At 65.5% G+C, this 12,729-nt stretch carries 8 protein-coding genes and 1 pseudogene; 6 read left to right on the forward strand and 3 right to left on the reverse strand.

All coding sequences use genetic code 11. The features are described 5' to 3' along the window. Positions 1-131: 131 nt before the first annotated feature. From WME89_RS19200 to WME89_RS19225, 6 genes and pseudogenes are all read left to right on the forward strand, one after another. Positions 132-1,745 carry a PhpK family radical SAM P-methyltransferase gene (locus tag WME89_RS19200; protein WP_438010564.1) on the forward strand — a complete coding sequence of 538 codons (1,614 nt, stop codon included), beginning with the start codon at positions 132-134 and terminating at the stop codon, positions 1,743-1,745. Next, positions 1,742-3,511, forward strand: a complete 1,770-nt coding sequence (locus WME89_RS19205) for a carbamoyltransferase family protein (RefSeq protein ID WP_438010565.1) — start codon at positions 1,742-1,744, stop codon at positions 3,509-3,511. The genes WME89_RS19200 and WME89_RS19205 overlap by 4 nt, the downstream gene beginning before the upstream one ends. Then, positions 3,508-4,740 carry a hypothetical protein gene (locus WME89_RS19210; RefSeq protein ID WP_438010566.1) on the forward strand — a complete coding sequence of 411 codons (1,233 nt, stop codon included), beginning with the start codon at positions 3,508-3,510 and terminating at the stop codon, positions 4,738-4,740. The genes WME89_RS19205 and WME89_RS19210 overlap by 4 nt, the downstream gene beginning before the upstream one ends. Further along, positions 4,737-7,931: a non-ribosomal peptide synthetase gene (locus WME89_RS19215; RefSeq protein WP_438010567.1), complete on the forward strand. Its 3,195-nt coding sequence runs from the start codon at positions 4,737-4,739 to the stop codon at positions 7,929-7,931. Before WME89_RS19210 ends, WME89_RS19215 begins: the two co-directional genes overlap by 4 nt. 34 nt (positions 7,932-7,965) lie before the next feature. Beyond that, positions 7,966-9,630, forward strand: coding sequence for a radical SAM protein (locus tag WME89_RS19220; RefSeq protein ID WP_438010568.1), 1,665 nt, complete (start codon positions 7,966-7,968; stop codon positions 9,628-9,630). A 25-nt stretch (positions 9,631-9,655) separates the two neighbouring features. Then, positions 9,656-9,872, forward strand: a pseudogene (locus WME89_RS19225) (IS3 family transposase); the annotation flags it as partial. A 32-nt stretch (positions 9,873-9,904) separates the two neighbouring features. Here WME89_RS19225 and sbnB read toward each other — a convergent pair. From sbnB to WME89_RS19240, 3 genes are all read right to left on the reverse strand, one after another. After that, positions 9,905-10,921 (reverse strand): 2,3-diaminopropionate biosynthesis protein SbnB, encoded by a 1,017-nt coding sequence (sbnB, locus tag WME89_RS19230; RefSeq protein WP_438010569.1) that lies wholly within the window; start codon positions 10,919-10,921, stop codon positions 9,905-9,907. Next, the gene (gene sbnA, locus WME89_RS19235) at positions 10,897-11,886 is read right to left on the reverse strand and encodes a 2,3-diaminopropionate biosynthesis protein SbnA (protein ID WP_438010570.1); all 990 of its coding nucleotides are present in this window, start codon (positions 11,884-11,886) and stop codon (positions 10,897-10,899) included. The genes sbnB and sbnA overlap by 25 nt, the downstream gene beginning before the upstream one ends. A 403-nt stretch (positions 11,887-12,289) precedes the next feature. Continuing rightward, positions 12,290-12,682: a hypothetical protein gene (locus WME89_RS19240; protein ID WP_438010571.1), complete on the reverse strand. Its 393-nt coding sequence runs from the start codon at positions 12,680-12,682 to the stop codon at positions 12,290-12,292. Positions 12,683-12,729: the final 47 nt, after the last annotated feature.

Genomic DNA, 12,729 nt, shown 5'->3' on the forward strand with positions numbered 1-12,729 from the left:
CGCGCTCGATCGCCGAGGGCGTCTGCCGGAACCGACGACCGCTGCCCTGTGGACATCTCGGGCTTGTGTCACTCGGGCCACCGTGTTACGGTACGCCGCGCCGGGTTCGCGCCCCGATCACTGGAGACGTTATGACTCCAACCGATTGCTTGATCATCGGGTACAACGATTACGACTTCGACGACAACGTGCGGCTCGTCGAGGCGTCCGGCAAGCACTCCGGCTCCTTCCGCGACTTCCGATTGTCATGCATCGAGTACGATTCTCGGTACATGCGCCCTCTGGATGTCCTGTCGCGCTTTCGTACGTCGGGCGGTGGCGGGGCGCGCTCGCGCTTCCACGACATGGACTTCCTTTGGCCCGCCATCGCCTATCTGGCGACCTACCTCGATCGACACGGGCTCGGGTTCGACTATGTCAATCTATTCCAGCTCGAGAAGGACGCGCTGATCGCGAAGCTGAAGGTCGGCGACGTCCTGTCCGTGGCCATCACGACGACGCTCTACGTACATCCTCGGCCGATCTTGGAGATCATCGATCTCATACGAAGCTGCGGCTCGCGGGCGAAGATCATCGTCGGGGGCCCTTACATCTCGAGCCAGTCCAACAGCCTTCCTACTATCGAGCTCGCTCGCCTGCTGAGGTACATCGGCGCGGACTACTACGTCATCAACCGGGAGGGCGAGAGGACCCTGGTCGAGCTGCTGAGGGCGCTCAAGTCGGGAACGGAGATCGAGCGCATCCCGAACCTCGCGTACTTCGACAACGGACGGTTCGTCAGGACCCCGGAGGTGGTCGAACAGAACGCCCTCGAGGACAATCCCGTCGATTACTCGCTGTTCAGCAAGGCCGACCTGGGCGAGTTCCTGTCCATTCGCACGGCCAAATCGTGCCCGTTCGCCTGCGCCTTCTGTGGGTTTCCGGAGCGGGCCGGCAAGTACGTGTATCTGAGCACGGAGCTCGTCGAGGCCGAGCTCAATCGCATCAACGATCTGGGCACCATCTCCACGCTGACGTTCCTGGACGACACCTTCAACGTGCCCAAGAGCCGGTTTCGCGAGATCCTGCGAATCATCATACGCAACAAGTACGACTTCAAGTGGAACTGCTACTACCGCTGTGATCAGGGCGACCCCGAGGTCATCGAGCTGATGGGCAAGGCCGCGTGTGAAGGCGTCTTCCTCGGCTTGGAGTCCGGGAGCGACGCGATCCTCCAGCAGATGAACAAGACCTGCCGCAGCGGCCACTACCGCGAAGCTATTCCGTTGCTCAGGGCGGCTGGCATTTCCACCCACGCCAACATCATCGTCGGTTTCCCGGGGGAGACGCGAGAGACGTTCGAGGAGAGCATCGCGTTGCTCGAGGAGACAGCCCCCGACTTCTATCTCGGCCAGCTGTGGTTCTGCGACCCGCTGACGCCGATCTGGCGGCGCCGGGAGGAGCTGGGAATCCAGGGCTTCGGCTTCAACTGGAAGCACCGAACGATGGATTACCGCGAGGCCTGTGACCTCGTCGACGAGATGTTCTTTCGCGTGCGGAACGCACTCTGGCTGCCGCAGTGGGGGATGGCGCCATGGAGCACGTACTATCTCCAACGCAAGGGCATGACGCGGAGCCAGGTGAAGCACTTCGTGAGCTGCTTCAATGACGTCGTCAAGTATCAGGTCAACCACCCCGAGGATGAGACCATACCCCAAGCGCTCCTGAGCCCGCTCGAGGCGAGCTGCCGACAGGGACTACAATGAACATCCTGGGCTTCAGCGGCCTGCACAACAGCATGGCGTTCAAGAAACGGCTGTTTCCCTCGCTCGATGCGCGGGAGTGCCGCATCGCGACGGGGCACGATGCCGCCGCCGTGCTCGTCACGAAGGACGGTCTCGTGGCGGCCGCAGCAGAGGAGCGCTTCTCGCGGCGAAAAGCGACGGGGGACTTCCCGGTGCAAGCCATACAGTTTTGCTTGCGGCAGGCCTCGCTGGAATGGGACGACATCGACGTCCTGGCGCATGGTTTTGCCTACGAGCCGGTGCGCGAGTTCTTCATGAAGCTCTCTGCGTTCGAACAGCGCCGGTTCGAGGAAGTGTACTCTCGTGCGGCCCAGGTGAGGGCCATCCAGGAGTTCCTCCCGGCCTCCGTCGGCGAGAAGCTGCACGAGGTCCCCCATCACCTGGCCCACGCCGCCAGCGCGTTCTACACGAGCGGGATGGGGGAAGCGCTGATCGTGGTGTCCGACGGCATGGGCGAGATGCATAGCTGCACCGTCGCGATCGGCAGCTCGGAGGGCATCAAGATCCTCCGCACGATCGCCTCGCTGCATTCCCTGGGGATGTTGTACTCCGTGGTGACGCTGCACCTGGGGTTCGCCATGTCGTCCGACGAGTACAAGGTGATGGGACTGGCGGCCTACGGCGACGCCCGCACGACCATGCCCAAGTTCATGGAGCTGATTCGGCTGCACCGGGACGGAACGTACTCGATTCCATGCCTCCTGGAGAACGGTACGGACCTGGAACAGGAGACCTTGAGCCACTCGCGTCGACACGTGGCCTCGGTCTTCGGCCCCGCCCGCGAGCCGGGAGCGGAGCTGACGCAGTATCACAAGGACGTCGCCGCCGGCATGCAGTCGGCCCTGCAGCACGCCTTCATGCACCTGCTGCGACACTTCAGGCAGGAGACCGGCATGACCAAACTCTGCCTGGCGGGAGGCGTCGCGCTAAACTGCGTGCTCAACGGGGTCGTCGCGCGCAGCCGCCTCTTTCGCGACATCTTCGTTCAGCCGGCGGCGGGAGACGACGGCACCGCGCTCGGGGCGGCGTTGTACGTGCAAAGAAGTCGCTGTCCCGAGGTGCACCATGAACGCATGGGGCCGCCTTTCCTCGGGCCGGAGTTCTCGGACCAGGCCATCGAGTCCATGTTGATGCGCTCTCCCCAGTGCAAGTATACGTTTCATGCCGATCATGACGATCTGTGCTTGAAGAGCGCTCGGGCCATTCACGAGGGGAGGATCGTCGGCTGGTTCCAGGGGCGCATGGAGTATGGCCCCAGAGCCCTCGGTGCGAGGAGCATCCTGGCCAACCCGTGCCTCCCGGACATGCGCGAGCGAGTGAACGCGCTGATCAAGAAGCGCGAGAACTTTCGGCCCTTCGCCCCCGCCGTGCTGCGGGAGCGGGCGCGGGACATCTTCGACATCGCCGCCGGGACGGAGGATATGTACGAGAACATGCTCTTCGTCGCGCAGGTGAACCGCGAGTACCGCGAGAAATTACCGTCGATCACGCACGTCGACGGGAGCGCACGCGTGCAGGTCGTGTCGAGATCGAACAACCCCAAGCTGCACGCCTTGCTCCGTGCCTTCCACGAAGTGAGCGGAATGCCCGTCGTGCTGAACACTTCCTTCAATGTGGCCCAGCAGCCGATCGTCTGCACACCAGCGGAGGCCGTCGATACGTTCTTGCGTGCCAAGCTGGATGCGCTGGCCATCGGGTCGTTCTGGGTGGAGAGAGTGGCACCATGAGCCCCCAGAAGCCGGACACGACGACCATTCGAGAGCAGGCGAGTGCCTTTGCTTCCGAGCTTGCTGAGTATCGCGAAGAAGATCTGACGCCCCTGTGGGAATCCCTGCGAGCGTCCCACGTGCCCTTCATTCCGATCTTGTTTCGCGATGAGCTCGATACGGCGCATGCGCTGTGCAACAATGTGCTGCGCGCCATCGGCAAGGCGAATGTGGGCGCGGCGTATGCGCTGGAGAACCATCTCTACGTACTGGGCGGCATCGAGACGTACCTGTCGATTCATCCCAACGAGCGGGTCCGGGCTCGCCTCGATGACATCCTGGCCAGGCGCCAGTACGTCGCCAACACGCACGGCTACCTGCACACCGACAGCGCCTTCACCGAGGGTATCTCGGCGAAGCCGACCGGCCGCGGCATGGAGGTGAATGGCATTGGGCACTTCGTGTCCTTCACGAAGACGGCCGAACTGCTGTTCCTCACCCTGGTAGACTGTCCGGACCCGGTGGCATTGTTGTTTCCCCTCAAGGGCGACCAGCGCATCACGTTTGGCGACGACTACTATTTCCCCGAGGTGCTGCGCGCGTCCGACACCCGCTCGATGAGCTGCGATGGCGTGGTCGTGTCACCCGAGCACATATTCGATGTCGCACGCGACCACCTGCTGCCGGGCGGTGCCATGTCCGTCGTGCTCCTGGGATGGCACCTGACGCTGTCGTCGTCCGCGTTCCTCGGTGGTGCGAGCTACGTGATCGATCAGACGCTCAAGTTCGCGAAGGGCTTCAAGACCTTCGATGGCCGCCTGCTGTCGCGGCTCGATGACATCGTCGCCGAGCTCGGCAAGATAGGCATCCGCTATGGTGCCGCCGACGCGCTGATCAATGACTACACGCGCTCGCTGGTCGCGTTGAGCGACGCACGCGATCGTGCGGAGGCACTGAGGGACGGATTGCTCTCCGCGCAGATCGCCAACTGCCATGCCACGGAGCTGACCGAGGAGATTTCGCGGAGGTGCCGGCGCCTCTTGGGCACCCGGATCTTCGGGCCTCGTTACGCCACGCTAGGAAGGGTGACGACCGAGCTGCTCATGGGCCCCCTGGCACCACGCAACAACGGCATTCTCGAGAAGGACGTTGGCCATGGAATGCTGGCCAAGCGGAGCTTCGACGGGATTCGCTGGGCGAGGTCCCGCACGCCGGGGGCCGGCCGTGCTCCCGAGGCGGGCAAGACATGACTCCTTCCGATGCCGAACGCGTCGTGGCGTTCCCGCTCTCCTTTGCTCAGCGGGCGCTGTGGTTCATGTACGAGCTCCAGCCGCACAGCACGCTGTACCACGTGCCTTTCGTGGTCCGGCTGCAGGGGCGCCTGGACGAGGCGGCGCTGAGGCAGGGCCTCGATGAGGTCATCCGCCGCCACGAGGTGCTGAGGACGACCTTCATCCGGCTGGGCGACGAGGTCCAGCAGGTGGTTCACTCCCGGCTCGAGCTGCCGTTCACGATCATCGACTGGGAGGCAGCAGGGCAGGACCACGACGAACGAGCGACGGTGAAGCTCGCGGAGGACCTGGGGCTGCGCGCCTTCGACCTGCGCAAGGATCCTCCAGTTCGTTGCACGCTGATCCGCGAAGCTCCCGATCGGCACCTCTTGCTGCTGACGCTGCACCATATCGCCTGTGACGGCTCGTCGCTTCCGACTTTGCTCCAGGAATTGTCCGCGTGCTATGCCGCGTTCAAGGACGGCCGGGCGCCGACGCTGGCCGAGGTTCCGATTCAGTACGGCGATTATGCGGTGTGGCAGCGGCAGCAGGCCGAGGAGCAGGTGTTCGCCGAATCGCTGGCGTACTGGGAGCACCAGCTGCAGGGCGTGTCTCGCCTCGCCTTGCCCACCGACCGCCGGCCCAAGCAGCTCGGCTCTCGGGGGGCGGCGCTGACGACGTTGCTGCCGCACCGGCTGATCGCGGCGGCCGAGGAGCTCGGCCGCCGGGAGACGGCGACCCTCTTCATGACGCTCCTCGCGGCCTTCAAGGCGCTCCTCCAGCGCTACTGTGGCACGTCGGACGTCGTGGTCGGCTCGCCCACCGCCAATCGCAATCACTCGGACCTCGAGCACGTGATCGGCTTCTTCGTGAATCCGGTGGCGCTGCGCACCGATGTCTCGGGTGAGCTGACGTTTCGGCAGCTGGTCAGGCGAGTGCGCCAGGTGTGCCTCGACGCCTTCTCGCACCAGGATGTTCCGTTCGAGCTGGTGGTGGAACGGTGCGACCCGGGGCACGCGATCAGTCGACATCCTCTGTTCCAGATCATGTTCATGGTGCACTCGCTGCCGTCCGACCTGCTGTCGTTTCCCGGCCTGACCGTGACGCCGCTGCACGTCGAGCGCACGACGTCGAAGTTCGAGATGACGTGGAACTTCTACCAGAGCGGCGGCAGCTATGCGCTCGAGATCGAGTACAACACCGATCTGTTCGACGAGGCGACCGTCGAGCGCATGGCACGGCACTTTCGAGCGCTGTTGTCGGGCGCGCTCGCAGATGCGGACGGCAGGCTGTCGGACGTGCGGCTGAGCGACGAGCACGAGACCTACCAGCTGCTGAAGGCCTGGAACGACACCTCCACGGCGTTTCCTGCGGACGCGTGCGTCCATGAACTGTTCGAGGCGCAGGTCGAGCGTGCGCCCGACGCCGTGGCCATCGTCGACGGCGACCGGCTGCTGACCTATGGTGAGCTCGACCGTCGCTCGAACCGGCTGGCGCGCTACCTCGTGGCCCACGGCGTCGGTCTCGACACCCCGGTGGTCCTCTTCCTCGGCAAGTCGGCAGAGATGTTCGTGGGGATGCTGGCGGTGCTCAAGGCCGGCGGTGCCTATGTTCCCCTGGACCCCGATGCGCCAGCTGACCGGCACGAGTGGCTCCTGAGCGATATCTCTGCTCCGATGATCTTGACGGCGGCCCACCTGGTGAGCCGTTTGCCCCCGCAGGCGGCGCAGGTCCTGTGCCTGGACCGCCCGGACCACTGGCGGGAGGTCGCCGAGCATCCCGAGACGCGAGTGGCCACGGCGGTCGGGTCGGACCAGCTCGCGTATGTCTTGTATACATCCGGGTCCACGGGAACGCCCAAGGGCGTGGGGGTGCCGCACCAGGCGATCGCTCGGCTGGTCAAGGAGACGAACTATGTGTCGCTGAGCCCCACGGACAGCGTGGCGCAGGCGTTGAGCCTCTCCTTCGACGGCTCCACGTTCGAGACCTGGGGTGCGTTGCTCAACGGGGGCCGGCTGGTGCTGTTCCCGAGCGCCCTGCTGCTCTCGCCCGACGACTTTGCCCGGCAGATCGCGGCCCACCGAATCAGCGTGGTGCTGTTGACGACGACCTTGTTCAACCACATTGTCCACCACGTTCCGTGGGCATTCAGCGGGCTAGGAAACGTCCTGTTCGGCGGTGAAGCGGTCACCCCTTCGTGTGTCCGGCGCGTTCTGGAAGCAGGTCGACCGGAACGCTTGCTGCACATCTATGGACCGACGGAGACGACGACCTTCGCTTCCTGGCACCTGGTGGAGTCGGTGCCGGACGGCGCCACCAACGTTCCGATTGGGTGCGGGATCTCCAGCACGCAGCTCTACCTGCTGGACCACCGGCTCGAGCCGGTCCCCGTCGGCGTTGCCGGGGAGCTGTACATCGGCGGCGCCGGCCTCGCGCGCGGGTACCACAACGGAGCGGCGCTGACGGCAGAGCGCTTCGTGCCCGATCCGTTCGGTGGGGATGGGCGTCGCTTGTACAAGTCGGGAGACGTGTGCCGCTGGCGAGCAGATGGATCCGTCGAGTTCCTGCGTCGGGTCGATCATCAGCTGAAGATCCGTGGTATCCGCATCGAGCCCGGTGAGGTCGAGTCGGCGCTCGTGGACCACCCGGACGTCTCTGCCGCGCTCGTGACGGCGTCGGCCGGCGAGCCCGAGGACAAGCGGCTCATCGCCTACGTCGTGCCTCGCGACGGCGCTCGGCCCGACATCTCCGAGCTACGGTCGTTCGTCGCTCGCAAGCTGCATCCATCCATGATTCCAGCCGCGTTCGTCTTGCTGGAGCGCTTTCCCGTGACTCGAAGCGGGAAGGTGGACCGCGACAGGCTTCCTGCTCCAGAGACGTCGCGCTTGCCGGCCGACGACGCGTACGCCACTCCGCAGACACGCGCCGAAGAGCTCCTCGCCATCATTTGGAGCCAGATCCTGAGGATCGAAGACATCGGCAGGCACGAGCATTTCTTGGAGCTGGGCGGAAATTCGCTGCTCGCGGCGAAGCTCGTCTACCGGATCGAGGATGTGTTCCAGGTCGAGATTCCATTGGTTGCCGTCTACGACCACCCGACGATCGCGGAGCTCGCCGCGTGCATCGAACGGGCGAAGGGCGGTGGCGAGCTCGTGAACGACGGCGCGTGACGCCGCGGCGATAGCGCAGGCAGGAGAGATTCGAATGACACAGAGAGCGGCCAGACTGTCCAGTTTGATGGTGAGCCCCGCGCCATCCGAGGGGCTTCGAACGTCACGTGGAGCCCGGCTGCGCCTCGGCCCCGCGCGTGCTGCGATCAACGACCTCGACAGCCTTCCGTTCGTGGATCGATCGCTGATCGACATCCGGAAGTACGTGAAGTCGATCGGCGAGGCGATGGCCCACGGCGTGGTGCCCATGCTCGCGACCAGGGGCTGCCCGTACGCGTGCACGTATTGTCACCGGATCATGTCGAAGAAGCTGCACTATCGCTCGCCGCAGAACATCTTCGACGAGGTGCGGTACTACTACGATCTGGGCTTTCAGCGCTTTTCCTTCGTGGATGACATCTTCAACCTGCGCCGCGATGTCAGCGAGGGGTTCTACGAGCTGGTCATCCGCAACGGACTCGAGCTGCAGATCTTCTTCCCGAATGGTCTCCGTGGCGACATCCTGACCAAGGACCACATCGATCTGATGGCCGAGGCGGGCGTGGTCAACTTTGCGCTGGCGCTGGAGACGGCCTCGCCGCGCCTCCAGAAGGCCATCAAGAAGAACATGAACCTCGATCGGCTGCGGGAGAACATCGAGTACATCGTGGAAAAGTACTTCAAGACCATGATGCTCGACCTCTTCATCATGATGGGGTTCCCCAGCGAGACGGAGGAAGAGCTGGAGCTCACGTTCGAGTTCGTGAAGGGGATCCGATGGCTGCACTTCCCCGGCCTTTCGATGGTCCAGATCTACCCCGGCAGCGACATGGTCGACTTTGCTCTCGAGAACGGAGTCTCGCGGGAAGCGATCGAGCGGGCGCCGACGGTCGAACACCACGAGGCGCCCGAGACGCTGCCATGGAGCAAGGAGTTCGCCAGGGAGAAGCAGGTCGAGTTCTTCGTCGACTACTTCTTCAACCGGGAACGGCTGCTGTCGGTGCTTCCGATACAGATGAAGCACCTGCGAGAAGACGAGCTGGTACAGAAGTATAACAGCGTGCTGCCATACGACATCCGAAGCTTCGACGCACTGCTCGAGATCCTGCAGCTGACTCGGGAAGACCTCGCTGGCGTCGAGTTCACCCAGGGCTGGCAGCTGCCGGAGTCGGCCATCGAGGCGATTGCGAGCAGGCCGGCGCCGCCCACCCAACCCGACGGGCTGCGGATCCTGCTGCTGGACCTGTCCACGCGATTCCGTGCCGATCAGGGTGCGGTGTATGCCGTGCTGGAGCAGCCGCTGGGCATGTTGTACCTGCTCACGATGATCAACGAGAAAATGGGCGGACGGGTCGCCGGGCGTATTGCCAAGTCGGCGGTCGACTTCGATTCCTTCGCCGAGCTGGAGGCCCTCGTCGCCGAGTTTCGGCCCGATGTGATCGGGGCGAGGACGCTGTCATGCTACAAGGGCTTCTACCATGAGGTGCTCGGGCGCCTGAAATCCTGGTGCCCCGACGTGCCGATCATCGGCGGGGGGCCGTACATGAGCAGCGACTATGCGTGGGCGCTCGACGATCCCAACGTGGACGTGGGCGTGATCGGGGAGGGGGAATATGCGCTGGTCGAGCTGCTCGAGCTGATGCTGCAGAACGACAAGAAGCTGCCGCGGACGGAGGATCTCGTCACGATCGCGGGTGTCGTCGTGGCGGAGAGGTCATAGCTCGGCCGACCACCGTGTCTCCTCCGGTTCTGAAGCTTGCATGAGCCGCGCCGGCGACTGCTACGACAACGCTGTAGCCGAGAGCTTCTTCGCCACCCCACCCCTCGCGAGCTCTCGCCGTCGTGTCGATCGGTGAGGACATCGAAGGCTTCTACAACCCCCAACGAAGGCATTCCCACCTGGGCTACGTGAGCTCGAAGGAGTTCGCGTTGAGGAGACAGGTCGCGGCGATGGCAGCGTAATCAGAATGTCCACGCGAGCGGGGGAGGTTCACCTAGCGGCGCCACCCTGGCGGCAGAAAGTCGGGGACTACGACGCCGCGCGGCCGGTCAGAGGTGGCGCGGAGCACCAGCCTTGCGACCGCGAGGTCGAGGATCCCGAGCCCGAACGGGCTGAAGAACACAGGCCGGTCGCCTGTTCGAGCCGGCTCGGCGCCCGCGAGCACTTGGGCGAGCGTGCAGCGCACGAACCGCCGGTGCCCGACCGCGAGCTCCGCGAGGTGGAGCGAGGTGCGCTCGCGGACGACGTGGTCAATGTCGTCAACAACGTTGTCGGCCGCGAGGATTACCTCCGGAGCGAAGTCCCGGAGCGAGACATTGAGCACCGTCGCATCCGGACCGAACGCTGCGGGATCGGCCACGTGCGGCGCCGCCGCCGTGGTGGCGAACGCGAGTAGCCGACACGCCGAGAGCGCCTCCCCGAGCGGCGCGATGCTCACCGCGATATCAGGCGACAGCTCCTCGCGCACACGCGCCGCGAACTTTCGGGCATGCTCTGGCTGCGTATCCACCGCGACGACCTCCGCGAGGCGCGGAAAGACGACCCGAAGATACCGCAGGATCTCGAAGCCGATCGGACCGCACCCCACGACGCCGACGCACTCGACGTCCGGGTTACCGTGCAGCGCTCGCGCCGCGAGAGCTGTGCTCGCGGCCGTGCGCTGCATGCTCACGATGGATCCCTCCATCACGACCTCGGGGAAGCCGGTCGTGGGGGAGTTGAGCACCATAACAGCGGACGCGCGGTCCTGGCCGCGAGCGACGTTGCCAGGGAACGACGCGATCCACTTGACGCCGGCGACCGGCTCCGCGCCACCGAGGTAGGCCGGCAGCGCGATAATCCTGTCCGGTTTGTCCGGCGAAAACCGCAGGAACAACGAGTGGGGTAGGGCCGTGTCGCCGAGGTCATGCGTGAGGTAGGCGTCGCGCACGGCGTCCATCACGTCGCGCTCGCGCCCATCCAGGGCAGCAGAGACATCACGGGCGGTCACGACGCGGAGGTCACCGGGCATCGTAGCTCCTGCATCCGCGCCTGGATTTCATCGAGCGGGCCGATGTGGCGCGCGACCCAGGCGTCGTCGAAGATGGTGTCGAGGTAGCGCTCGCCGCGGTCCGGCAGCAGGAGCGCGCATGTGGTGTCGGCGGGCGGCGTTCGCGAGAGACGCAGCGCGGCGACGAGCGTACCGCCCGAGGAGCCGCCCGCCAGGATGGCCTCGTGCTTCGCGAGCAGCCGGCAGCCGACGACGCAATCGGTGTTCGAGACGTGCAAGACCTCATCCACCAACGACGGATCGATCTGGGATGACCGCCGCGCCGAGCCGAGCCCCGGGATCAGCCGCCGCGCCGGTGCGCTGCCGAAGATCGCGCTGCCGTGCAGGTCGACGGCGATGATCCGCGTCGACGCGCCCACCTCGCGGAAGTAGCTGACCATCCCGGCGAGCATCCCGCACGTGCTCACTGGGCAGATGACGTAGTCGGGCGCGCGCCCCAGGGCAGCGACCAGCTCCGGCGCGGTCTGCGCCCGGTGCGCTCTGGCGTTCGCAGCGTTGACGTATTGGTTGGGCCACCACGCCCGCGGCGTCGCCGCCACGAGGTCGCGCACGCGCGAGAGGCGCGCCTCGAGCAGGTCACCGTGCGGCGCGGCCTCCTCGACGACGACCAGCGCGGCGCCGTACGCGCGCATCGTTCGCGCGGTCTGCGTGGTGGTGTGCACGTCGATCACGCAGATGAACTCCAGGCCCAGGTACGCGCACGCCTGCGCCAGCCCGATCCCCATGTTGCCCGAGCTCGACTCGATCACGACCGTGTCGGGGTGAACCTCGCCCGCCGCGATGCCGGCCTCGAGCATCGCCAGCGCGGGCCGGTCCTTGGCGCTCCCGCCGGGGTTGAGGAACTCGAGCTTGGCGTGAAGCGCCACGCCGGGCGGCGACAGCCGACGCAGCGAGATCAGCGGAGTCCGCCCGATCGTACTCAGCACACCGTCAGGGGCCATCCTCTCGCCGAACTCCCGGAGGTCGATGATACCCGCCCTAGAGACCAAATCAAAGTTTCTGAACGTGCCCGTCCGGCGTTCTGGTCAGGCTTCGGCGTAGGCCGCGGCCGTGGCCTCGAGCTGCCGCACCCAGCGCGCGACGGACTCGCGCTCATCGGCGTGCGCGCGCCACCCCTCGCGCCACGAGTGGGCCGCCGGACTTGAGCGCGAGGTTCACGAGCAGCCGATACGGATGCACGTTCCTCTCTTCGACAGCCGAAGTGTCGATGTGCGCGAGGGGCTCCTTTCGGAGCTCCGGAGGCCACGACGGCTCGTCTTCCTGGTGCTGAAACATCACGGACGCGTGGGCGAGCTCGCGGAGCGAGGCGTCGGCCCTCGCACGGGATGATCATCGCGCGGATGGTCGGGTGCTGCTCGACGACGCGGGCGAGGCCGTCCAGAGCGCAGGCAGGTCGGGCGGCTCGCCGTGGCCGTCGACCTGCGGGACGCCGAGGACGAGCTTCGCATTCGGAAGCATCCGAGCGAGGCGGCCGACGAGGTAGCGTACCAGCCGCATGTTCCAGACGGAGCAGTTGAACGCGTAGATCGCGGCATTCTCGGCCAAGAGGCGCGAGAGCAGCTCGTCGCGTGGCGTGCGGAGCCCCTCGACGAGCTGCTCGAACTCGCAGCACCGGGCGACCTCCGGCTCGCGGCAGGCATAGGCTCGCAGGTAGCCAGAGACCAAGGGAAGGACGTCCCGGTTGACGTCGAGCTCGACGAACAGGACCTTCTTCTTGGCCATGACGGTGCTCTCCACGATTCCCTGGCCTCGGTGCCGATCACCAGCCG

This window comes from Sorangium sp. So ce321, from assembly GCF_051530195.1.
In the GTDB taxonomy this organism is placed as follows: Bacteria; Myxococcota_A; Polyangia; order Polyangiales; family Polyangiaceae; genus Sorangium.

What these genes read in the sequence shown, in the direction of transcription:
- WME89_RS19200 (WP_438010564.1), top strand. Translation starts at nt 132, where the DNA reads ATGACTCCAACCGATTGCTTGATCATCGGGTACAACGATTACGACTTC.
- WME89_RS19205 (WP_438010565.1), top strand. Translation starts at nt 1,742, where the DNA reads ATGAACATCCTGGGCTTCAGCGGCCTGCACAACAGCATGGCGTTCAAG.
- WME89_RS19210 (WP_438010566.1), top strand. Translation starts at nt 3,508, where the DNA reads ATGAGCCCCCAGAAGCCGGACACGACGACCATTCGAGAGCAGGCGAGT.
- WME89_RS19215 (WP_438010567.1), top strand. Translation starts at nt 4,737, where the DNA reads ATGACTCCTTCCGATGCCGAACGCGTCGTGGCGTTCCCGCTCTCCTTT.
- WME89_RS19220 (WP_438010568.1), top strand. Translation starts at nt 7,966, where the DNA reads ATGACACAGAGAGCGGCCAGACTGTCCAGTTTGATGGTGAGCCCCGCG.
- sbnB (WP_438010569.1), bottom strand. Translation starts at nt 10,921, where the DNA reads ATGCCCGGTGACCTCCGCGTCGTGACCGCCCGTGATGTCTCTGCTGCC.
- WME89_RS19240 (WP_438010571.1), bottom strand. Translation starts at nt 12,682, where the DNA reads ATGGCCAAGAAGAAGGTCCTGTTCGTCGAGCTCGACGTCAACCGGGAC.